Here is a 21,173-nt window from a genome sequence, read left to right on the forward strand (position 1 = left end):
GCCAGCAAATGTGTTAACACCCATTCATTGGCCAGTATTGTCTTCACACGTGAGCCTCAAGTTACGTTAACGTAAACTACCTATCAAGCCCAACTCGTCTAAAGTAACTAACTAGCATCTAACATTGTTGTATATTTAGCTTTACAAGCCTAGCGCGCCGCCTTAGTTAACCTGATAACCCTGTGCAGGCACCAAACAGAGCACGGTTCTTTGCCCGACCGGCACATTGGCATTAGGAAATACGATAGACTCGGATGCAGCATCAACCTTAATCTCTGCCCCCCCCTCTTTTGCTAACACATAACCTTTAGGAAACGCGGTAAAATTCTCCACATCACTGGTAAACGTAAACTCAAAATCGTCATAACGCTTATTGATAGAGCGATTAACTTGGTAAAGGTTAAGCTGAGTGTTATCGAAGGCCGGCAATGCCAAAGGTTCACCTTTAATCAATTGAATTAACACTGTTTTTAACGCAATAAAGCGTGTCATATCATTTTGGCCCATCGGCATTACCTTGCCAAGTTCGATAGTAAAAGCATGGGCTTGATAATTATGAGCAGAAAAATAACTAAAAGTGGTGGTTGGCTCATGATGAAATAACACAGTGTTAATACCACAAGCGGCTAAAAACATCAGTTGCTCACCACTGTACGGTGCACCTTGACGATAAGGATAAATGGCAAATTTCTCATGCTTGGAACCACGAATAGCCGTATGTAAGTCATAGTGATATCGCGGCGAGTTTGGCTGACCACCCATAAAGAAGCGATCGACATAACGCTCAAGCTTTTTAGCTCTCACACGCTCGGCGTTGATAAGCCCTTGTCCATTGGAGTGTGCCCCACTAAAAAGTCGATTGAGGTTTTCTTCAACAAAACGGGTGCCATTTAAAATCGCTGCAGGATTACCAATTAAAAAAAGTAACCTTTGCTGTGTCACCAGTTGGCCGCAGAGTAACTGAGTGATCAGCGTGTTACACAGTTCAATGGGTGCGGTTTCATTACCGTGTATGGCACTGGACAATACAATATTTTTGACTGGTACATCGCCGCTAGACAACGGCTCAAATGCAATCACCCCAGTATCCCAAATATGTACGCGGGTGTGTTCGCCTATGGTAAAGGTAAACGGCTCTGGGATAGATTTTGGATTTGCGAGGGTAAATTGCAAAAAGTCATTCGACAAATTTAGTGCTTGTTGCACACAAAACTCCTTACATTATTCATACCTTACAGACCAAGTTGATCTGTCGTAATAGGCATGACTCCTTGGATTTATTAGTATTATGTTTATCAACGCCTGATAGTACCATTTAACGGATCAGACAGCCATTTGTCACCACACAATAACTTAGTGACCGGTAAATTAAACTTGCAATCTCATTAAAGCCACCACACAATAAAGCCATCTAGACGTCTACACTGGCTGAAGAGGAATACTGATAACTTGCTCCTCTACCTGCTATATAGGCATATCAATTAAACGTCATGGGGTGTACAGATGGCTATAGCCACATTTGGTGCTGGTTGTTTTTGGGGTGTAGAGTACTTTTTCAGACAAATTGAAGGGGTGACAGCAGCAAGCTGTGGTTACATGGGCGGTGACGATAAACGCACCACTTACGAACAAGTCAAACAAGGTAACAGCGGTCACGCTGAAGTAGTTCAGCTTGAATATGACGAACATCGAGTCAGTTATGAACAACTTTTAGCCGTATTTTGGTCTAATCACAACCCGACCATGCTCAACATGCAAGGCGGTGACATAGGTCATCAATATCGCAGCGCGATCTTTTTTTACGATCAGCAACAAAAAGCGGCAGCTGAGCAATCGAAGCTTGCCTTAGCGCGAAGCGGAAAATGGGGGATGCGCCAAATAGTCACAGAAATAGTGCCCGCGATGCCGTTTCACCTCGCCGAAGAGTATCACCAAAACTACTTAAAAAAGAATAACCTACCCAGTTGTCACCTGACTTATTAAGTGACGATTACAAGCTCAATACTCAGCGAGGATATTACTTTCCTGACACTATTTATAATAGTACTGGCATGTAGTCTGCTCATTTTTTGTGATGAAGAACTCAGATTAAGTGGCTTGTTATGAAAGCGGATAGTTTATGTCGAAAGTACTTTGATGCTAACCACTCTTTGATGTCTGTATGCTACTCACCAGTTTGTTGAGCCTTAAAAATGCCACCAATCCATAAGGTTGGCGGCTTTTTATCATATCAATCTAGTCATCACAGCGTTTTATGTAACGATTGACTTCAAACGACTAATTGATAGGCCTTAGTATTTATAGAGCTTAGTATTCACCGCAGTTAAGTCAGTTTAATCTCAGTTTGCATCAGCAGCACTGGGTCTTCACCAAACCTATGCCGTTATTTTTGCGATAATATTTTGCTCGCCGGGTAACATGGCTTGCATCGATGCTCGCGCCTTAACCCGTAAATATAAAGCACTTAAATATGGCCAACGCGTCGCATCAATTGTCTCGCCAGCGTGCTCCATATTAACCATCTGGCAACTGAAAGCCAGATCCGCTAAGGTGAGCTTTCCTGCGACAAAATAATCATTACCGGCTAACTGTTGCTCAAGGTAATCGAAATGAGCAGGCAGTTTTTCTGTCAGTGTTAACTGTACAACACCTTCGTCACACTCTTTCCCCATACTTTTACTGAGCACACGCTGTGCAAACACACTAAAGGTTGTCAGAGGTGCTAGCTCGTCATCGGCGTATTTAGCTAACCAACGCACGCGCGCATTTTGTTCAGCATTATCACCCATTAAGCTCAACGCTTGTGGGTATTGCTCTTCGAGATATTGGCAGATCACGCTCGAATCGGCCAAAGTGAACTCTCCCACTTTAATCGCAGGAATACGGTTGAGTGGGTTTATCTCTTTATACCAAGACGGCTGATCAAATGGCGAGATTATCTCTAATTGATAATCCAGCGCCTTTTCAGCCAAGCACAAACGTACTTTACGCACAAATGGCGACAGCGGCACACCATAGAGTATCAGGCCCATTGTAAATCCTCAGTTAATTTAGAATTAGTTAATTTATAAAATGAGTCATGCTATACGTCTTATGTGATTAACACAAGATGCCGTTATTACAGTGAATGATATGGCACATAAGCCAAATCATCATGACGGCCCACATCAACTTGTATGCTGCACGACAAAGGCTTAGATGGATTGCCTGAACGTAATTCACAGATTCTATAGCTATATGCTTAGCTTGATTCCCCCCACAACTTTATATGGCGCAACATCCTTGTGACGACTGCGCGCCACTGTCACAAGGGGATCATGACTAAGCCGGCAATGATAAACTAACCCATCGCATGCCCAATGCGACATCTCATGTACCGAGCCCCTGTAAATCGCTCAATTCACCTCAAATCGCTCAATTCACCTCGACTTCAGCTTTATAAACAAGCAACTCACCTTTACCAACCGGCACTAAGGCAGACTTTAGGTTATTTTGCTTGTTTAACCAAAGGGTGAAATCTGCCAGCTCATCGCGATGAGAAATGGCATTGTCACAAACAAGTAAACCACCAGGCTCAAGAGTATTAAATAATGGTTCGGCTAATGATAAATACGCCTTTCGGTCGGCATCGAGAAATATGAAGTCGACTCGTTCAGTCAGATGCTCAAGAACTTCACTAACGTCCCCCGCTAGCTGAGTGATCTTAGCGCTGACACCGGCTTTTTCAAAATTAAGCCTAGCTTCTGAAATTTTCTGTGGATTCACCTCAACAGTGTAAATTCTGCCGCAACTTGGAAGTACAGAAGCCAACCAAAGTGTGGAATACCCATTAGATGTGCCAATCTCTAAAATCTTACTGGCACGAGTAGCCTGAACAAGAATGAGCACCAGAAATATCGCTCTAGACTAAAAACGCTTCTCCAGTAGATTGTTACGTGCTTAACTAAATACGGCTAAGCACCGGACTCCACCATCTCTTTGATCTTGATCGCTTTTTCGAAGTGATCCAATTTGTGTGTTTCGATCCACCAGCGAGCCACCTCCATGAGAAGCTCCGGCTGATCGTTTCTATTTTTGAAGAATGCATAAAAAGACAACCCAACTTCCGAGCCTTTCTGCTTAATCTTTAGATCACATACTTCAACAATTTTATCTCTAAGTACTGTGCGCAAAACGGTATCTCAATATTGGGTTGTCCAACTGACAGTATGGTACTGACAACATTAATTCAAATGTGCATCGATTTGAATTGCAAGAACTAGGCGTTAACTGTCCGCTTAACACTGTTATAAATAATTGACTGTATACTTAACTTGAATATAGTCATTTGGATATACCCTAGCAAAAGCGGATGTTAACTTAATAGGTTGAGCAACTTTACCGAAGAGAGGAATGCCGCCGCCAAGGATAACAGGGGTTTTAGTGATGATCATTTCATTTATCAGTTGTCGATTTAGAAACGAGGTGATCGTAGTACCACCATCAATATAAGCATGCTCATAGCCCTCACTCTCGAGTTTATTGATAAGATCCCCGATATCGCCAGAATACATCTCCACTTTATCTCGTAAACTCACTGGCGCTTGCGTCAGCGAATGACTCAGTGCGTAAATTTTGATATTCCCGTAAGGCCACTGCTCTGGAGTGAGGTTAAAACTAGACAAAGTCTCCATGCATTTACGCCCCATAACCATACAGTCAACCGATGAAATAAAATCATTAAACCCCATATCTGGGCTGTCACTCATATCCGCTTCTTGATCACCCGATGTATGAAGCCAATCAACATTGCCTCCTAGTGTTGCTATATAACCATCAGCGCTAGTTGCAATAAATACAGAACATTTCATGTTTAATTTTGACCTCAAATCTCAGAACACTTATAACGAGCTGTTAAACGAAGCCGCTTCGCGGCAGAAAAGATAAAAAAACCTCTTTATCCTTCCAGCCTAAATACTTTCTAGAGGCGACCTGATTTGGCTTACCAGCCTAACAACAACGCTTTGATTTTCTTTATGAACAATATCTTACCAACTTAACACTGCAAGGCAAGCGACCTGCAACTATCGATGCTTATGGCCGTGCGCTACGGCGTATTTCAGCCTACTTTGACTGCTCGTCAATACTTGAGTACCTCTGATTTAAAGTGATAGCTCGCTGATCTCATAGCGTCTCATTCATGGCGCACGGTTAAGCTTGACCTGTTTAACGCCTTTAACCTTGCTAGCGCTAAAATACCTGCCTCGCTATCTTTATCGCGGCGTACTTCCTGACAAAGCAATCATCAATGACATTAATGACCACATCAGCTTCAACTATCTAGACAGTCAAACTCAGACCTTTAAAGCGCATACCTTAGGTCTATGGCTTAACGGTACAAGCAGCTAGAATTCTTCCATTATCTAATGCAGCAAAACACCATGAATAAGATAGATATGACGCGATATTTGCTTCGCAAGGATCAGCTACAAACAATAAATCTAAAGGAATTTCGCTACTTTTGACTTCGATATATTGCATATTTCCTCCAAGCACATAACGCCGCCTTGAGTGGTGAACAACACCACCCACAAGCTAAATCATGGTTTCATAAGAACTAAATCCGATTCGAACCAAAAATATCAAGCGTTGCGAATCAGCCTTGCTTTATTAGACGTCGTTCAATTTACTAACGATGAACTGCGCCCTTTTTTTAACTGATACCTTTGGGACTTCAATTAAGTCATAGCCAAACTTTGTATAAGCACTCACCATTTCATGGTATGTCGCAACCGCCTCATTAAAGTCCTGCTTTCGCTCAGTATCATTTTCATAGATCTCTTCCCAAGGAGGAAAAATGAAAACTTTACGGCAATAATCTAGTTCACCGCATTTAGCTAACAAAAGTTCCGAAATAGGTATGCTCTCAAGCTTACTGTACCCATATGAATCGATCATACTTCGGTCGTAAAGCGTCATTTCAGTATCACCAAAGTTCTCGTAATTATTGATTTCTTCAAGAACCATTTCATCGCGAAATGCTGTCTTATCCAACCAAGGTAATGCAGAGCCTTGCGAGGCGACTTGGGCTTGGATAACTTTTCGCCCAACTTCAGGTGCGCTTGGGTAACCCATTTGACACAAAAACTTGATAACTGAAGTCTTTCCTGAACCAGGGCCACCTGTAAAAATAACTCTATTATTCAAATAAAACTCCATAGACGGCTAACGCCTCAAACACCGGCGTGGTGAAGTTGGCGGATTTTGTGTGTGTTTTTGCACAAAAGGTGACAGCTTTGCCACGTCCGAGTGCTTTGATTTATTATGTGATGGGCTATCAATCTGGCAGCCCGTCGAACTTTGGTAATGTGTCTAATTCTTTATCCCAAACAGCTTTGCTAGATGTAAAGATGTGAGCCGTTGGCGACATAGAGACTTCCTTGTCCAAACACCCAGCGGGAATGACTAGAAGACCTGCGTCATGAGTGCTTGGCAATGCTGCACCGCAAACCTTACAAAAACTTTTTTTGTGGCGAGTACCTGCAAGCGTAAAGGTCGTTACTGAATCTGAACCTGCCAACCAGATTAATTTAGCTGACTGTGAAAATAAATTTGCCGCATGAGCAGAACCGCTATCCTTTTGGCAATGCTGACAATGACACAAATAAAAGCTATCAAAGTCCCCTTGCACTTCAAATTTCACGGTGCCGCATAGACAAGAACCAAAGTAATCAGTCATAAAGCTTCCCTTTGCTGCCTGCAGATGTCTGGCACATAACGCCCATTTCTAGAGGCTCCCCAGATAATTGCTTTTACAATCAATTAGTAGACACGCATGGTGCTGTTTGATCTAATCAATTTCGCCAAAAACAAACTAGAACAGCACCATGCGCGACATTACAATACTACATGGGTCACTAACCGATCAATGCCCTTCAATCTACAAGAAACGCCTTACTTCTCTTATGGTTGCCACAAAATCACTACTTGATGGCAATCAACTCTCTTTGATGCTGCTAGGCCGTAACATCTCTGGCAATGCAGATTGAAGAGACCTTTATAGACTTAAAAAGTCCACAATACGGCATGGGGCTAAGACACAGCTAAAGTCGTTGCCCTAAGCGATTAGATCTCTTGTTACTCATCGCCATGCTAGCTGAGACTGCCTTGTGGAGCATAGGTATCATTGCCCTGCATTTCGGTTGGCAAAAGCACTTTCAAGCGAACACTATTAGGCATCGGCCGGTCTTCTTGTTTGTAAGATTAGGGAAAAAGTACGACGGAGAGATAACTATCGAATAACAGAGCAACATTTACGCTGGGCAATGAATACATTACGTTGGTTCACACAGCAGGGAGACCCGAATTATGAGGGGTTCCCCCAGCGCTAGAACAAGTTGCAGTAGTACAAACAGCAAAAAGCCCATCATCTTTCGATAACGGGCTTTTGTTTTAATGTGGCAAAGAGATAGCTGACTTTAAACAATAGGAACCCTAGGGTTCAAGTCGCTATCATAAGCGAGTACAAGTAACGGAAGTGCAAACAGTAAAAAGCCCGTTATCTTTCGATAACGGGCTTTTTGTTTTAATATGGCAAAGAGATAGCTGACTTTAAACAATAGGAACCCGAGGGTTCAAGTCGCTATCATAAGCGAGTACAAGTAGCGGAAGTACAAACAGCAAAAAGCCCGTTATCTTTCGATAACGGGCTTTTGTTTTGATGTGGCGGAGAGATAGGGATTTGAACCCTAGATGGGCTATAAACCCATGCCGGTTTTCAAGACCGGTGCATTCGACCACTCTGCCATCTCTCCGAACGCCGCGAATAATATAGTGCTCTTTAATTGATGTAAAGTAAAAATGATATTCGCGGCATCAACTGCTTAACTAACCATCAACTAAGGGCTATCACCTACTATCGTTTTATTTTGAAAGCAGATGTTACCCTTTCGAAGAAAAGGGCAATTAATTTTCGTCGCTGTGGATACCAACACGCGAATTATCTGGCGCCGCCAGTTCTTTGCTCAACTTTTTAAATAGCTGGCTCCAGCTATTTAAACGGCGCATTTTGTACCCTGCCAGCACACCAACTGATGACACAACAATCGCGATAGCGATAGTCACTTCCGCATGTATTGCCCATATCGCAACAATCGATGATGCGCCGAACGCTAAGCTTATCTGCAAAAAGTTCTGTAAGCCAGCCGCCTTGGCAGAGGCTTGCTTAAAGACCTGCAGTGCACAATTAACCACAATAGGATAACAAGCACCATTAGCCGCTGCTAATACCGAGAAAATACCCAACAAAGGCCAAATGGTGTCAGCCTGCATCACCAAGGTGCTAAACGCTATCCCGGCAACGCACATGCCAAACAGTAACAATAAAATGGTTAAGGTTTGCTCGGCACCGACTCGACGGATAAGTACTTTGCTCATGTAACCACCTACTATAAACATGATAGTTTGAGGTATAAAGCTCAGGCCAATTTCAGTGGCTTGGTAACCGTGTTGCTCCATAGTGATCGGCCACAGTGTCAGATACGAGAAGAACGCCGCAGAGCAAGCCCCAAATATTAATACGTTACCCAAGTATTGTGGACTCTTAAGCATATCAAGATAACTGACACCCACCTTTTGAGGTGCTTCAGCATTACTTTCAACTTGCTCAGATTTAACCCACATCATGGTTGCCAGCATCAACAACACAGTGAGGCCAGTTAATAGCATAAATATGCTGCGCCATTCGCTATGCTCTAATACGTAAGCGCCAAGTATGGGCGCTAACGCCGGTGATAGAGCCACCAAAGGCATAATATTACCAAACATCTTTTGTGCTTCAGTCGCCTCATATTTATCGATAACGATGGCTTGCCAAATTACAGCAGCACTGCAGGCACCAATAGCCTGGAAGAAGCGACCAAGATTAAACAGCCACATAGAATCACTCACTGCAACCATATAACTGGCACTGCCGAAGATCACCAAACCAAATAGTAGGCTGTTACGCTTACCAAAACGCTGCACTAATGGCCCATACAACAATTGACCAATTGCCAAACCAGCTAAGAAAAAGGTCAATGAACTTGCCACATGGCTAGGGGTTGTTCCAAATGTTGCCTCAATTGCTTTGAAAGCAGGTAAATACATATCAGTTGCAACAAAACCCAACATACTCAACAACGCAAGATAGATAAAAAACAGCAATTTTGAGCATTTATTCATAAAATTCATACATTCACACTAATAACCAAATAACGAATCGCGGAGTGTAGATACTTGCTTATTGCTTGTGAAGCGTTTATTTTTGCTTACAGGTTTGAAAAATTCTCACAGCAAGGACCTAAAGAGTATGCTTTCAGAACAATCCATGAAACTTGTCGATATGGTGGCCCGCGCGGGCAGTTTTACCGCCGCGGCCAATAAGCTGCATAAAGTCCCTTCTGCTGTGAGTTACGCAGTTAAGCAAGTAGAAGAAGAGTTAGGAGTGGTGCTGTTTGAACGTCACCATCGCAGTGTCAGCTTAACGCCTGCGGGCGAGCACTTTGTCAAACAAGCCCGCCAAGTGCTCACCAATATTGAAGCCTTAAAAGACAATACTAAACGGGTTGCTAATGGCTGGCAGCCGACATTATCTATCGCACTCGATAACATTGTAAGAGCCGACAAGATCAGTGTGTTGATTGCTGATTTTTATCGCCATTTCGACAATGTCGAACTGATCATTCGCATTGAAGTGTTTAATGGGGTTTGGGAGTCTATTGCCACAGGTCGCAGCGATATTGCCATTGGCGCAACCACCGCCATCCCCGTTGGCGGCGATTATCGCTTCAAAGATATGGGCCATATCGATTGGACCTTCTTGGTTAGTAAACATCACCCATTAGCAGCAATTGACCGCCCTTTACTTGACGATGAACTTAAGGCCTACCCTGCAATTTGTCTTGAAGATACCTCACGTGAGATCCCCAAACGCATGACCTGGCTGCTGGAAAATCAACGTCGCTTAGTCGTTCCCGATTGGATACGCGCAATTAACTGTTTCCGTGAAGGGTTAGGCATAGGTTACATGCCTAACCATTTTGCTGCGCCCTTTATTCAGGCGGGCGCGCTTATCGAAAAACAGTTAGAGAGGCCAAAGGCCCCTAGCCCGTGCTGCTTGGCTTGGAACGATGCCAATATGTCTCCGGCGATGGCGTGGGTATTGGATTACTTAGGCGACAGTGAAAAATTGCAACGAGATTGGTTTCATTAATCATTTAGCAGCAATCAATTAGTATAAATCGATGACTAGCGCTTTTACCTCAGCGCTGGCTCAGGTATGATTTAGCCATGGACATTGACTAGCGTAAAATTCTGTTCATTTAATGGAACTGTTGAATATGAATGAACTCAAATGATTATTGCCACTTTATACTATTGAGTCACTCTGATTAAGCAATAACGCTAAGCAAAAGTTATTTCGGGTCACTGGAGAAAAAGATGACACAAGAAACACTGTACGCAGGACATGCTTCGACAGAAGTTGTTAATAAACTGCTTAAAAATACCTATATGCTATTGTCGATGACACTCGCATTCTCTGCATTATGTGCCGGCCTTGCAATGGCGATGCAGATTGGGCCTATGATGTCATTGGGATTATCCCTTGGCGGGCTAGTACTGTTATTTGTCACATTAAGAAAAGCCGAAACCGCTGCAGGACTCTTTTGGGTGTTTGCATTTACAGGTATGGAAGGTGCGTCTTTAGGCTATATACTTAACCACTATGCGGGTATGGCGAACGGCCCACAGCTGATCATGCAGGCCTTAGGCTTAACCTCAGTGGTGTTTATCGCTCTGTCAGGTTATGCCCTAACCACTAAAAAAGATTTTTCATTTATGCGTGGCTTTTTAATTGCCGGTTTGGTGATTGCAATCGTTGCAGGTATCGCCAATATCTTTATTGGTAGTGGCACCGTATTTATGGCGCTGAACGCGGGTGTCGCATTATTGATGACAGGATTCATTTTATATGATACCAGCCGCATCGTTAACGGCGGTGAAACCAACTATATTCGCGCGACTATCTCGCTATACTTGGATTTCTTAAACTTATTTATCTCTATCCTGCACCTAATGGGGATTGGCGGCGACGATTAATTTACCGCTTAGCCCCTTTCCCTAAAGGACTTCGCGTCTGTTTGGGATACAGGGATAAATTGCGATAGAATAGCTCCCAATTATGGGAGCTTTTTTTGCTCCATTATTGGGATTATTGGTCTTCATGAGTAAAATTTTAATTCAAGTCAATCAACCCGCCTACGGTCAAAACACCAGTTTTAAAGCATTGTGCTTTGCCAAGGCGGCTATCGCTGAAGGGCATGAGATCCTTCGGGTATTCTTTTATCAAGATGGCGTATTATCAACCAACAGTTTAAATAGCCCCGCTTCTGACGAATTCGACCTCACTAAGGCTTGGATAGCATTGGGGCAACAACATAATGTCGCTTTAATTAATTGTGTCTCGGCCGCATTAAGACGCGGCGTGTTATCGCAAACAGAAGCCAGCGAACAACAACTTGCCCATTGGAACTGTGATAGCCCTTTTGTTATGGGCGGTTTGGGTGAATTGGTTACCGGTATAGAGCAGGCTGATAGAGTGGTCTGTTTTTAGCGTCTCTTGTAGGAACATCATGAAAAAAATCACCGTAGTGTTTCGCCATGCCCCTCATGGCAGTGCCTGTAGCCGTGAAGGGCTTGATTTTGCGCTGCTTAGCGCCAGTTTTGAACAACAAGTCACCTTAATATTTGTCGATGATGGTGTGCTCAATCTGCTTGCTAATCAACAGCCAGCACAAATTGGTTGCCGTGATTTTATTGCAACCTTTAAGGCCCTGTCTCTGTATGATATTGAGCAAGTATTTGTTTGCCAGCAATCATTACAAGCTAGAACACTCAATCTTGAGCACTGTGCGATATCGGTCGAGCCACTAGAGCCAGAGGCGATAACCGCGCAATTACAGCTAGCCGATGAGGTGTTTGTATACTAATGATATTACATATTATTCAAGCAGATGATACTGCGCTAACCACATGTTTGCGCTATATGGCTGAGCAAGATACCCTGCTGTTGTGTGGCGATGCCGTTAATCTTTTGCTGCTGGTGAAGTGGCAACAAGCGTTAGCACAGCGGAACGTATTGCTGCTGCAAGATGATGTCGAGGCTCGTGGACTTGGTGACCTGCTGGCCAATTATTGCGGTATTACTCAACAAGGGTTTGTGCAACAAACTTTGCTTAATTCAAAGGTGATAACCTGGTGAACTACATACAATATCAAACTGAAAAAATAGAAACAGATGCTCAAGGGTATCTTAAAAATGTCAACGATTGGCATGAGGAGTTGGCCAAGGTCATTGCCGCGGGTGAGAATATAGAACTCACTCCAGCCCATTGGGAGGTGATACATTTTGTGCGCAATTTTTATTTAGAATACAACACCAGCCCAGCGATACGTGTATTGGTTAAGGCCATTGGTCAGGCGCTCGGCACCGAAAAAGGCAATTCTAAATATCTTTACACCCTATTTCCGGTGGGGCCAGCCAAGCAAGCGACTAAGATAGCAGGCCTGCCAAAACCGGCAAAATGTATTTAACCAAACGGCATCGACCCTTGATGCAGTTAAAACTCAGTCATGGTGCCAGTGATGACCAATAAGCAATAGCCCTTAAGCATTAACGCCTTGATTCAATACAAAAAAGCCTAGCATCGCTAGGCTTTTTTATTACAGGTTTTTTAATATCAACAAGACTGCTTTACCAAATGTAGCTAGCATAACGCCAACGAAAATACAGATAATGACTACATAGGTCAGCCACTGAAACGAGTGCCTACCGTTATCCATTAAGTCTATGTTCTCTAAGCGTTAGCCTATTTGAGTCATGCCACCCATATAAGGACGTAACGCCTCTGGTACCGTAATAGAACCATCGGCATTTTGATAATTTTCTAACACGGCAACCAGAGTACGACCAACGGCCAGACCTGAGCCATTAAGCGTGTGCAGTAGCGCAGGTTTTTTGGCTGATTTCGCTTTATAACGCGCTTGCATGCGACGAGCTTGGAAATCTTGCATGTTGCTGCATGATGAAATTTCACGATAGGTATTTTGCGCTGGCAACCAGACTTCGATATCGAAGGTCTTCGCCGCGCCAAAGCCCATATCGCCAGTACATAACACCACAGTACGGTAAGGCAGCCCCAGCTTTTGTAATACCGTTTCGGCATGTTGAGTCAGGCTTTCTAGCGCCGCCATTGAGTCTTCTGGCTTAACCAATTGCACTAATTCCACTTTATCGAACTGATGCTGGCGAATAAGTCCTCGCGTATCACGACCGTAAGAGCCGGCTTCGCTTCTAAAACATGCGGTATGCGCAGTAAGTTTAACAGGCAACTCGTCTTCATCGATAATGGTATCGCGTGCAAGGTTGGTCAATGGTACTTCTGCCGTTGGGATCAAGCTTAAGCCTTGACCCTCTTCAGTAGCCGGTTTGGTGTGAAACAGATCTTCACCAAACTTTGGCAATTGGCCTGTACCTAACAGACTGTCTTCGTTGACCAATAATGGAACATAAGCTTCGGTATAACCATGTTCATTGGTGTGCAGATCAAGCATGAACTGCGCCAAGGCACGATGCATGCGGGCAATTTGTCCTTTCATCACGATAAAGCGTGAGCCGGTGATTTTAACTGCATTTTTGAAATCAAGACCACTGTGCAGTTCACCTAAATCAACATGATCTTTGACTTCAAAATCAAATTGTTTTGGTTCACCCCAGCGACGGATCTCCACATTATCATTTTCGTCCGCGCCAATTGGAGCCGATTCATCTGGGAGATTAGGCACGCTCATCGCAATCGCGTTAAGTTCGTCGAGTAGGGTCGCTAACTCTGCTTTTTTGCTATCAAGCTCTGCACCCAAATCGCCTACTTGTGCCATGATAGGCGCCACATCTTCGCCTTTGGCTTTGGCTTGGCCAATGGATTTAGAGATGGCGTTACGCGAAGCTTGTAACTCTTCAGTCGCCACTTGCAGTGACTTGCGCTTTTCCTCTAACTGGCTTAAACGACCAACGTCAAGAATAAACCCACGGGTTGCGAGACGCTCGGCCGTCGCTTCTAATTCTGTTCTTAAAAATTTGGGATCTAACATGTTTTTAGTTTCTTAATAGTTAAATGCGAGAAAAAACCAATTGCTGCCCTATGTAAACCATGAAAAGGCATAGACAAAGGTTCAGAGCGATATTAATAAAAGCTTTCAACCACTGGCCTTGTTGAATTAACAGCAAGGTTTCATTGGAAAAGGTTGAAAATGTTGTCAGCGCCCCTAATAGACCTACCGCCACGAGAGCTTTCATTTCCGGACTGACATCACTGACTTGACCGAGCGCATAAATCACGCCCATCAAAAATGAGCCAAGGGTATTAACGACCAGTGTACCAAAAGGAAATGCTGAGCCAAATACCTGAATCATCAATATTGAGATAAGATAACGAAAAACCGCCCCTATTGAGCCCCCTATTGCAACAAACAGTAGATTACTCATACCGTTTCAACTCACTTTGGCTGTCGAGCTGAGCTAATAATTCGAGTTTAGCCTTAATGCGTTTTTCAAACCCATGCTCGGTTGGGTAATAAAAACGACTATGAGCTAGCTCTTCAGGGAAATAGCATTCACCACTGGCATAGGATTGCGGCTCGTCATGAGCATAACGATAGCCTTCACCTAAACCAATATCGGCCATCAATTGTGTCGGCGCATTACGCAGATGGTTAGGCACTGGGGCCTGACCAGTTTCACGCGCCAAGGCTTGGGCAGCTTTAAAGGCGGTGTAAACCGCGTTGCTTTTGGGCGCACTGGCTAAATACACTATGGCTTGGGCTATAGCACGCTCCCCTTCAGAGGGGCCTACTCGATGAAAACAGTCCCAAGCATTAAGCGCCACCGTCATTGCCACCGGATCGGCATTGCCGATATCTTCAGAGGCGATGGCTAGCAATCGTCTGGCGATATAGAGAGGATCGCAGCCGCCTTCAAGCATGCGGCAAAACCAATACAGCGCCGCATCGGGCGCAGAGCCGCGAATCGATTTATGCACCGCTGAAATAAGGTCATAATATTGATCGCCATTTTTATCGAACCCAGCCAATTGCTGACCCGCCACATCGATTAACAGCGTTTCATTAAAATATTCGCCATCGGCAATCATGTCGCTCATTAACTCAACAAGGTTTAGCGCTTTACGCGCATCTCCTTCGCAGAGCGCAGCTAACTTTGTCGCCACCGCATCGGGCATCTGTAACTGACGTTTACCTAAGCCACGCTGCTCATCATGCAGCGCCTGTTGCACTATGGCTTTGATCTCATCATCGGTTAAGCGTTTAATTAAATAAACTCGCGCCCGCGATAAGAGTGCGTTATTAATTTCAAACGAGGGGTTCTCGGTGGTGGCGCCGATAAAAATCACCGTACCATCTTCAATAAAAGGCAAAAAGGCATCTTGCTGGCTCTTATTAAAGCGATGCACCTCATCAACAAATAACAAGGTGCGCTGCCCACGAGACTGGGCGACATTTTTAGCATGCTCGATGGCGGTGCGGATCTCTTTAACGCCAGAGGTGACCGCGGAGATCCGCTCGACATGGGCGTTAGTGTACTTGGCAATCAACTCAGCTAAGGTTGTTTTGCCTGTACCGGGTGGGCCCCACAACATCATGGAATGAGCTCGACCCGCCTCAAGCGCTTTACGCAGCGGTTTGCCAGCATCGAGCAGATGACCTTGGCCAATATATTGCTCTATGGTTTCTGGACGCATTCTGGCCGCAAGTGGCCTAAAGTCAGGGGCGAAATCGAAGGTTAGCGTTGACACAAGCTTGCCTACTTAACCGCTTTTAAGCGTTGATCGTCAATATCCACGCCTTCGGGAACGGTAAATTTAAACAGGCTCTTGTCGACATCAGCCAGCGTCGCTTGCTCTGACAAGTTAAACTCGCTGAGATTCCCTTGCTGATCTTCAAGCTTCATGGTTTGTAAACTGCTGGCGTTAAAACACACTTCAACCTTGGCGACCCCAGCATCGACATCTTTAGGCGCTATGGAGTAACAGTTGTCAGCTTGGGTGACCTGATATTGTTGCCAAGTATAATCATCACGGTGAACCAATAAGGCGATAGGAGACGCCTCAATAGCCTGATTTAAATCAAGTACTGACACCTCTTCTGCAAACGGATTGTAAATCCACACATCCTGGCCATCAGCCACAATGAGAGATTCATCTGGTGAAGTTAAATGCCAATAAAATTGATTAGGCACAGCAAGGGCAAATGTCCCCTCTCCCTGCTGAATAACCTTACCGTTAATGTCGGTAACGGTTTGGCTAAATTGGGCTTTTAAACTGTTTAAATCGCTTAGCTTTTGCTTTAAAGAGGCCGCATCATCGGCACTGGCCTGCGCGGTAAACAGCAAAGGGAAGCTTAAAGCGAGTAACGCAATTCGAGTCAACATCATGATTTTCTGTTCCTATTTATGTCTAAAGCGCAAAAGTCGAACAACGGTATTTATTGGCAAAGATAAGTTAATACACTTTAGGTGGAGGCGGCGCTAATACCTCTCGGTTACCATTGTGCCCTTGAGAGCTCACCACACCTTGCGCCTCCATCTGCTCGATAATACGCGCAGCACGGTTATAACCAATCTTAAATTTACGTTGAACACTAGAGATAGAGCCGCGGCGTGTTTCGGTAACAAAGGCAACGGCATCGTCATAAAGCGCATCGGTATCTTCATCGCTTTCAGCCGATTCGCCAGGCAACAATACTTGTTCACCTTCCGCTGAGCCCTGTAAAATTTCATCAATATATTGTGGCTTACCGCGGCGGTGCCAATCGGCAACAACCGCATGGACTTCATGGTCGTCAATAAATGCACCATGCACCCGATTAGGCACACTCGTACCTGGTGGCAAGTAAAGCATGTCACCCATACCGAGCAAGGCTTCAGCACCTTGCTGATCGAGAATAGTACGCGAGTCGATGCGTGATGACACTTGGAACGCCATACGTGTTGGAATATTGGCTTTAATTAAGCCGGTTATCACATCGACTGAAGGGCGCTGAGTCGCTAAAATTAAGTGGATCCCTGCAGCACGCGCTTTCTGAGCGATACGAGCGATAAGTTCTTCCACTTTTTTACCGACAATCATCATCATATCGGCAAATTCGTCCACAACCACCACAATTGAAGGCAGCTTATCCAGTTCGGGAGCTTGCTCTTCCATGCTATCTTGCGAGCGCCATAGCGGATCGGTTATCACCTCGCCTCGCGCCTTGGCCTCTTTAATTTTAGCATTATAGCCCTTGAGATTACGCACCCCGAGTGCGGACATCAACTTATAACGACGCTCCATCTCACCGACACACCAGCGCAGTGCATTGGCCGCCTCCTTCATGTCCGTCACCACTTCACACAGTAAATGGGGAATGCCTTCGTAGACAGACAATTCGAGCATTTTAGGGTCAATCATAATAAAACGTACATCGTCTGGGCCAGACTTATATAGCAAGCTGGTGATCATCACATTGACCCCGACCGACTTACCCGACCCCGTGGTACCTGCCACCAATAAATGAGGCATTTTACCCAAGTCAACGACAACAGGTTCACCCGCAATATCTTGCCCAAGTACCATACTTAAATGTGATTGACTCTCGGCAAAGGCTTTGCTGTCTAAAACATCCCGCATAAATACGGTTTCGCGGAACTTATTGGGCAATTCAAGCCCCACATAGGCTTTACCCGGGATGACCTCGACAACACGTACACTTTCAGCCAGCAGAGAACGGGCCAAATCTTTCGATAAGTTGGTAATTTTAGACGCTTTAACCCCTGGAGCGAGCTCTAATTCAAAGCGAGTCACCACTGGCCCAGGGAAAACACCGACGACATTGGCGACAATATTAAAATCGGCAAGCTTAACTTCAACCAGCCTCGCCACTTGCTCCAACTCTTCAGGGCTTATAGGATTGGCTTTGCGATTAGGTACATCCAGTAATGAGATGTCGGGTAATGGCGTGCTGGGTTTAGTGGGTTGTGCACTATCGCCGCCGGGAAGGACAACAACACCATCCACTATTTTAGCTTTCTCAGTTTCGTGCTTATGCTTAGCAGCAACCACTGCGCCCGTTGAATGCTTGGCATCAAAATCTATCTCATCATCAAGGTCACTGTTGATTGACGGCGCTATTTGGCTCAATTTCGCGTTATTCGGTTTCTCTTTGGTATGTAATGACGCTGCGTCATCCACATCTGCACTAATATGAGCCATATCGATAATACTGTCGTTATCACTCACAGACCGATCACCTAAGCGATCATCTTGATCATCCTCAAGATCTTCAGCGCCAAACGCATCTTCATGACGTTGGCGGCGCTGTTCTTTAAACCGATTAACTACAGACATAAAGCCTTTAGTATCATCAGTTTCAGGTGCACTAGAGAACTTTTCTGGAATCGTTTTTAATTGACTAAAACACCAAATAGTGCCATAGCCGATAGCATCAATAATGGTTAACCAGCTCACTCCTGTGAGTAAGGTAAAACCTGCGCCGACAAAGCAAAGTAACAGTAAGGTAGTACCGAGTTGGTTGAAATAAGGCAACATGGCACTGCCGATCACATCACCCGATACTCCGCCTGCAGAAAACTCATAAATATCGTTCGCATTCATACTTGCGAGTGCTGCAAGGCTAAACATGATCAACAAAAAACCGATAAGCCGAAGGCCAACCGAGAAGTAATCGATCTCGAGGAGTTTATGGATACGTTTAAAAAGCAACCAGCCCGTTAAAGCGATTATCACCGGAATAATATAGGCTGTATAGCCAAAAAAATAGAATAATACATCGGCCAGCCAAGCCCCTACCGCACCGGTAAGGTTCTTAATCTCACCATCGAAATGTGACTGGCTCCATCCGGGATCGGATGAATGAAAGCTGCTTAATGCCAGTAGAATAAATGTCGCCACCATACAGCAAAAAATCAGTCCACCTTCTAGTAGACGCTGTATGCCACTGAGTGTTTTTACACTATTTCCCTTAGACAAACGAAAACCCATGATACAAAAATAATAGGTAGCGCTAAGATACCAAAATAATCTACAAGGTGCAGCGTTTTCCCTGTTGATACAGCGCAATAGATGAGGATAATGGGGCTTGTTGATGAAATTATGTGCGGGATAAAAAAAAGGAGCTTCAAAAGCCCCTTTTGACGACTTAAAAGATCTATGACTCTAGCGTGACATTGATTGCCACTCTATTGGTTTGCTTTACTTCTTCCATCACCACGTATGTACGGGTATCTGAAACCGCAGGCAACTTCAATAACGTTTCACCTAACAAGCGACGATATGCGGACATATCTGATACGCGGGTTTTTAACAAATAGTCGAAGTCTCCAGAAACTAGGTGACATTCTTGAATATCATCTAGTAACTGAACTGCCCGATTAAATTTATCAAATACTTCAGCAGTATCACGATTAAGCGTTATCTCAACAAACACTAATAAGGACGCCCCAAGAAAATGAGGATTTACTAACGCTGTATAACCATTGATATACCCCTGCTTTTCGAGTCTTTTAACTCTCTCTAAACAAGGTGTAGGGCTTAAACCTACACGCTTAGATAACTCAACATTAGAAATGCGGCCATCCATTTGTAACTCATTAAGAATGTTACGGTCGATCCGATCTAAGTCTTTTATAGGACTCTTTTTATTATTAAGCATATTTTTGACCTTGCTTTATCACTAAAACAATATTTAGTTCTGCATACACCCGAAATACGGCAGTATTAACTGCCGAAGTGATACTATACTAGATTTTCCTGAAACAATCACGTTCAGGTTATATAAAATAACAATACAACCCACAAAAATGGGTTTTTCTACATTTTGAGGCTCGAAGATGATAATTGGTGTACCTAAAGAAATCAAAAACCACGAGTATCGTGTCGGTATGGTACCGTCTAGTGTCCGCGAATTGACCAATAAAGGTCATGTTGTTTACGTGGAAACCAATGCAGGTTTAGGCATTGACTTTAACGACCAAGACTACATTGATGCTGGGGCATCTATATTAAACACTGCAAAAGAAGTGTTTGAAAAAGCAGAGATGATTGTCAAAGTTAAAGAACCACAAGCCGTTGAACGCGCCATGTTGCGCCAAGATCAACTGCTATTTACCTACCTTCACCTTGCACCAGATTTGCCACAGACGAACGATCTTGTTAGCAGCGGTGCCGTTTGTATCGCTTATGAAACTGTTACTGATAACCGTGGTGGTTTACCGCTACTAGCTCCGATGTCTGAAGTGGCGGGTCGTATGTCGATTCAAGCCGGTGCCATGGCACTTGAAAAATCTAAAGGTGGCCGAGGTATGCTACTTGGTGGTGTACCTGGGGTTGAGCCAGCAAAAGTCGTGATTATCGGTGGCGGTATGGTTGGTACCAACGCGGCGCAAATGGCGGTAGGCCTCGGTGCTGACGTAGTCATTCTGGATCGCAGCATCGATGCCCTTCGCCGGTTAAATGCCCAGTTTGATAATCGAGTTAAGGCCATTTACTCCACTGCTGCAGCCATTGAAAAACATGTATTAGAGGCAGACTTGGTGATTGGCGGAGTATTGGTGCCTGGCGCTGCAGCGCCAAAACTGGTCACTAAAGAGCATATCAAGCAGATGAAACCTGGTAGCGCGATTGTTGATGTTGCTATTGACCAAGGTGGTTGTGTTGAAACCTCTCATGCAACTACCCACCAAGATCCGACCTATATTGTAGATGACGTGGTTCACTACTGCGTAGCAAACATGCCAGGTGCCGTTGCGCGAACATCTACGGTTGCATTAAACAATTCAACCCTGCCTTATATCATAAAACTGGCAGACTTAGGTTATCGCAATGCTTTATTGCAAGATAAGCACTTGCTTAACGGTCTTAACGTTATGCACGGCAAGATCACCTGTAAGGAAGTCGCTGAAGCCTTAGGGCTTGAATTTGTCGACCCCAAAATTTTATTAGCTTAACTTCTGGCTAGAACAACACAAAGGGAGCCTTCTGGCTCCCTTTTTCGATTAGGCCAATCTAAAAGATTGCCTTTACCCT

General features: G+C 44.4%; 23 protein-coding genes, 1 tRNA gene and 2 pseudogenes. 10 read left to right on the top strand and 16 right to left on the bottom strand.

The window, feature by feature from the left end; all coding sequences use genetic code 11:
- Positions 1-162: 162 nt before the first annotated feature.
- Positions 163-1,206, bottom strand: a complete 1,044-nt coding sequence (gene astE / locus DN599_RS11085) for a succinylglutamate desuccinylase (RefSeq protein WP_110457682.1) — start codon at positions 1,204-1,206, stop codon at positions 163-165.
- A gap of 297 nt (positions 1,207-1,503) precedes the next feature.
- On the opposite strand from astE, the gene msrA reads away from it, so the two are divergent.
- Positions 1,504-1,983, top strand: a complete 480-nt coding sequence (msrA, locus tag DN599_RS11090; protein ID WP_110457683.1) for a peptide-methionine (S)-S-oxide reductase MsrA — start codon at positions 1,504-1,506, stop codon at positions 1,981-1,983.
- 392 nt (positions 1,984-2,375) lie between these two features.
- Here the strand turns inward: msrA and DN599_RS11095 are convergent, their stop codons facing one another.
- From DN599_RS11095 to DN599_RS11110, 4 genes are all read right to left on the bottom strand, one after another.
- Positions 2,376-3,032, bottom strand: a complete 657-nt coding sequence (locus DN599_RS11095) for a glutathione S-transferase family protein (protein WP_110457684.1) — start codon at positions 3,030-3,032, stop codon at positions 2,376-2,378.
- Between the two features lie 382 nt (positions 3,033-3,414).
- Positions 3,415-3,888, bottom strand: coding sequence for an O-methyltransferase (locus tag DN599_RS11100; protein WP_204165122.1), 474 nt, complete (start codon positions 3,886-3,888; stop codon positions 3,415-3,417).
- A 65-nt stretch (positions 3,889-3,953) separates the two neighbouring features.
- Positions 3,954-4,172: a DUF6500 family protein gene (locus DN599_RS11105; protein WP_110457686.1), complete on the bottom strand. Its 219-nt coding sequence runs from the start codon at positions 4,170-4,172 to the stop codon at positions 3,954-3,956.
- 114 nt (positions 4,173-4,286) lie between these two features.
- Complete coding sequence (locus DN599_RS11110) at positions 4,287-4,850, bottom strand: dihydrofolate reductase family protein (protein ID WP_110457687.1); 564 nt, start codon at positions 4,848-4,850, stop codon at positions 4,287-4,289.
- A gap of 370 nt (positions 4,851-5,220) precedes the next feature.
- Here DN599_RS11110 and DN599_RS18920 point away from each other — a divergent pair.
- Positions 5,221-5,370 (top strand): annotated as a pseudogene (locus tag DN599_RS18920) (transposase); the annotation flags it as partial.
- Here DN599_RS18920 and DN599_RS11125 read toward each other — a convergent pair.
- From DN599_RS11125 to DN599_RS11135, 3 genes are all read right to left on the bottom strand, one after another.
- The gene (locus DN599_RS11125) at positions 5,362-5,520 is read right to left on the bottom strand and encodes a hypothetical protein (RefSeq protein ID WP_204165123.1); all 159 of its coding nucleotides are present in this window, start codon (positions 5,518-5,520) and stop codon (positions 5,362-5,364) included. The pseudogene DN599_RS18920 and the gene DN599_RS11125 sit on opposite strands and share 9 nt — an antisense overlap.
- Before the next feature lie 129 nt (positions 5,521-5,649).
- Entirely contained in the window at positions 5,650-6,186 is a 537-nt protein-coding gene (locus tag DN599_RS11130) for an AAA family ATPase (RefSeq protein ID WP_204165124.1), read from the bottom strand.
- Positions 6,187-6,316: 130 nt separating this feature from the next.
- Entirely contained in the window at positions 6,317-6,718 is a 402-nt protein-coding gene (locus tag DN599_RS11135; RefSeq protein WP_110457689.1) for a GFA family protein, read from the bottom strand.
- A gap of 299 nt (positions 6,719-7,017) precedes the next feature.
- Here DN599_RS11135 and DN599_RS11140 point away from each other — a divergent pair.
- Positions 7,018-7,351, top strand: a pseudogene (locus tag DN599_RS11140) (IS4 family transposase); the annotation flags it as partial.
- 351 nt (positions 7,352-7,702) lie between these two features.
- Here DN599_RS11140 and DN599_RS11145 read toward each other — a convergent pair.
- Both DN599_RS11145 and punC read right to left on the bottom strand, forming a co-directional pair.
- Positions 7,703-7,793 (bottom strand) — tRNA-Ser (locus tag DN599_RS11145).
- A 151-nt stretch (positions 7,794-7,944) separates the two neighbouring features.
- Positions 7,945-9,210, bottom strand: a complete 1,266-nt coding sequence (gene punC / locus DN599_RS11150) for a purine nucleoside transporter PunC (protein WP_420820865.1) — start codon at positions 9,208-9,210, stop codon at positions 7,945-7,947.
- A gap of 118 nt (positions 9,211-9,328) precedes the next feature.
- On the opposite strand from punC, the gene punR reads away from it, so the two are divergent.
- The 6 genes from punR to DN599_RS11180 all read left to right on the top strand — a co-directional run bounded on the left by punR (position 9,329) and on the right by DN599_RS11180 (position 12,612).
- Entirely contained in the window at positions 9,329-10,231 is a 903-nt protein-coding gene (gene punR / locus DN599_RS11155; protein WP_110457690.1) for a DNA-binding transcriptional activator PunR, read from the top strand.
- A 227-nt stretch (positions 10,232-10,458) separates the two neighbouring features.
- The gene (locus tag DN599_RS11160) at positions 10,459-11,118 is read left to right on the top strand and encodes a Bax inhibitor-1/YccA family protein (protein ID WP_110457691.1); all 660 of its coding nucleotides are present in this window, start codon (positions 10,459-10,461) and stop codon (positions 11,116-11,118) included.
- A 124-nt stretch (positions 11,119-11,242) separates the two neighbouring features.
- Complete coding sequence (tusD, locus tag DN599_RS11165; protein ID WP_110457858.1) at positions 11,243-11,632, top strand: sulfurtransferase complex subunit TusD; 390 nt, start codon at positions 11,243-11,245, stop codon at positions 11,630-11,632.
- 19 nt (positions 11,633-11,651) lie between these two features.
- Complete coding sequence (gene tusC, locus DN599_RS11170; protein ID WP_110457692.1) at positions 11,652-12,008, top strand: sulfurtransferase complex subunit TusC; 357 nt, start codon at positions 11,652-11,654, stop codon at positions 12,006-12,008.
- Complete coding sequence (gene tusB / locus DN599_RS11175; protein ID WP_110457693.1) at positions 12,008-12,280, top strand: sulfurtransferase complex subunit TusB; 273 nt, start codon at positions 12,008-12,010, stop codon at positions 12,278-12,280. The genes tusC and tusB overlap by 1 nt, the downstream gene beginning before the upstream one ends.
- Positions 12,277-12,612 carry a TusE/DsrC/DsvC family sulfur relay protein gene (locus tag DN599_RS11180; RefSeq protein ID WP_110457694.1) on the top strand — a complete coding sequence of 112 codons (336 nt, stop codon included), beginning with the start codon at positions 12,277-12,279 and terminating at the stop codon, positions 12,610-12,612. The genes tusB and DN599_RS11180 overlap by 4 nt, the downstream gene beginning before the upstream one ends.
- A 270-nt stretch (positions 12,613-12,882) precedes the next feature.
- Here the strand turns inward: DN599_RS11180 and serS are convergent, their stop codons facing one another.
- From serS to lrp, 6 genes are all read right to left on the bottom strand, one after another.
- Positions 12,883-14,169: a serine--tRNA ligase gene (gene serS / locus DN599_RS11185; RefSeq protein WP_110457695.1), complete on the bottom strand. Its 1,287-nt coding sequence runs from the start codon at positions 14,167-14,169 to the stop codon at positions 12,883-12,885.
- A 19-nt stretch (positions 14,170-14,188) separates the two neighbouring features.
- Entirely contained in the window at positions 14,189-14,563 is a 375-nt protein-coding gene (gene crcB, locus DN599_RS11190) for a fluoride efflux transporter CrcB (RefSeq protein ID WP_110457696.1), read from the bottom strand.
- A complete protein-coding gene (locus DN599_RS11195; RefSeq protein WP_110457697.1) occupies positions 14,556-15,887 on the bottom strand; it encodes a replication-associated recombination protein A in 1,332 nt (443 codons plus the stop codon). The genes crcB and DN599_RS11195 overlap by 8 nt, the downstream gene beginning before the upstream one ends.
- An 8-nt stretch (positions 15,888-15,895) precedes the next feature.
- Entirely contained in the window at positions 15,896-16,522 is a 627-nt protein-coding gene (lolA, locus tag DN599_RS11200; RefSeq protein ID WP_110457859.1) for an outer membrane lipoprotein periplasmic chaperone LolA, read from the bottom strand.
- Positions 16,523-16,592: 70 nt separating this feature from the next.
- Positions 16,593-19,118, bottom strand: a complete 2,526-nt coding sequence (locus tag DN599_RS11205) for a DNA translocase FtsK (protein ID WP_110457860.1) — start codon at positions 19,116-19,118, stop codon at positions 16,593-16,595.
- A 178-nt stretch (positions 19,119-19,296) separates the two neighbouring features.
- Positions 19,297-19,800, bottom strand: coding sequence for a leucine-responsive transcriptional regulator Lrp (lrp, locus tag DN599_RS11210; RefSeq protein WP_110457698.1), 504 nt, complete (start codon positions 19,798-19,800; stop codon positions 19,297-19,299).
- A gap of 178 nt (positions 19,801-19,978) precedes the next feature.
- Here lrp and ald point away from each other — a divergent pair, with 178 nt between their 5' ends.
- Positions 19,979-21,094, top strand: coding sequence for an alanine dehydrogenase (gene ald / locus DN599_RS11215; RefSeq protein ID WP_110457699.1), 1,116 nt, complete (start codon positions 19,979-19,981; stop codon positions 21,092-21,094).
- The last annotated feature ends 79 nt before the right edge of the window (positions 21,095-21,173 follow it).

It is taken from the genome of Shewanella algidipiscicola, assembly GCF_900380485.1.
In the GTDB taxonomy this organism is placed as follows: Bacteria; Pseudomonadota; Gammaproteobacteria; order Enterobacterales; family Shewanellaceae; genus Shewanella; species Shewanella algidipiscicola.

Bases quoted from the DNA above. Each gene is read 5' to 3' on its own strand.
- msrA (WP_110457683.1), top strand. From the start codon at position 1,504: ATGGCTATAGCCACATTTGGTGCTGGTTGTTTTTGGGGTGTAGAGTAC.
- DN599_RS11095 (WP_110457684.1), bottom strand. From the start codon at position 3,032: ATGGGCCTGATACTCTATGGTGTGCCGCTGTCGCCATTTGTGCGTAAA.
- DN599_RS11110 (WP_110457687.1), bottom strand. From the start codon at position 4,850: ATGAAATGTTCTGTATTTATTGCAACTAGCGCTGATGGTTATATAGCA.
- DN599_RS11125 (WP_204165123.1), bottom strand. From the start codon at position 5,520: ATGCAATATATCGAAGTCAAAAGTAGCGAAATTCCTTTAGATTTATTG.
- DN599_RS11135 (WP_110457689.1), bottom strand. From the start codon at position 6,718: ATGACTGATTACTTTGGTTCTTGTCTATGCGGCACCGTGAAATTTGAA.
- punC (WP_420820865.1), bottom strand. From the start codon at position 9,210: ATGAATTTTATGAATAAATGCTCAAAATTGCTGTTTTTTATCTATCTT.
- punR (WP_110457690.1), top strand. From the start codon at position 9,329: ATGCTTTCAGAACAATCCATGAAACTTGTCGATATGGTGGCCCGCGCG.
- DN599_RS11160 (WP_110457691.1), top strand. From the start codon at position 10,459: ATGACACAAGAAACACTGTACGCAGGACATGCTTCGACAGAAGTTGTT.
- tusD (WP_110457858.1), top strand. From the start codon at position 11,243: ATGAGTAAAATTTTAATTCAAGTCAATCAACCCGCCTACGGTCAAAAC.
- tusC (WP_110457692.1), top strand. From the start codon at position 11,652: ATGAAAAAAATCACCGTAGTGTTTCGCCATGCCCCTCATGGCAGTGCC.
- tusB (WP_110457693.1), top strand. From the start codon at position 12,008: ATGATATTACATATTATTCAAGCAGATGATACTGCGCTAACCACATGT.
- serS (WP_110457695.1), bottom strand. From the start codon at position 14,169: ATGTTAGATCCCAAATTTTTAAGAACAGAATTAGAAGCGACGGCCGAG.
- crcB (WP_110457696.1), bottom strand. From the start codon at position 14,563: ATGAGTAATCTACTGTTTGTTGCAATAGGGGGCTCAATAGGGGCGGTT.
- lolA (WP_110457859.1), bottom strand. From the start codon at position 16,522: ATGTTGACTCGAATTGCGTTACTCGCTTTAAGCTTCCCTTTGCTGTTT.
- lrp (WP_110457698.1), bottom strand. From the start codon at position 19,800: ATGCTTAATAATAAAAAGAGTCCTATAAAAGACTTAGATCGGATCGAC.
- ald (WP_110457699.1), top strand. From the start codon at position 19,979: ATGATAATTGGTGTACCTAAAGAAATCAAAAACCACGAGTATCGTGTC.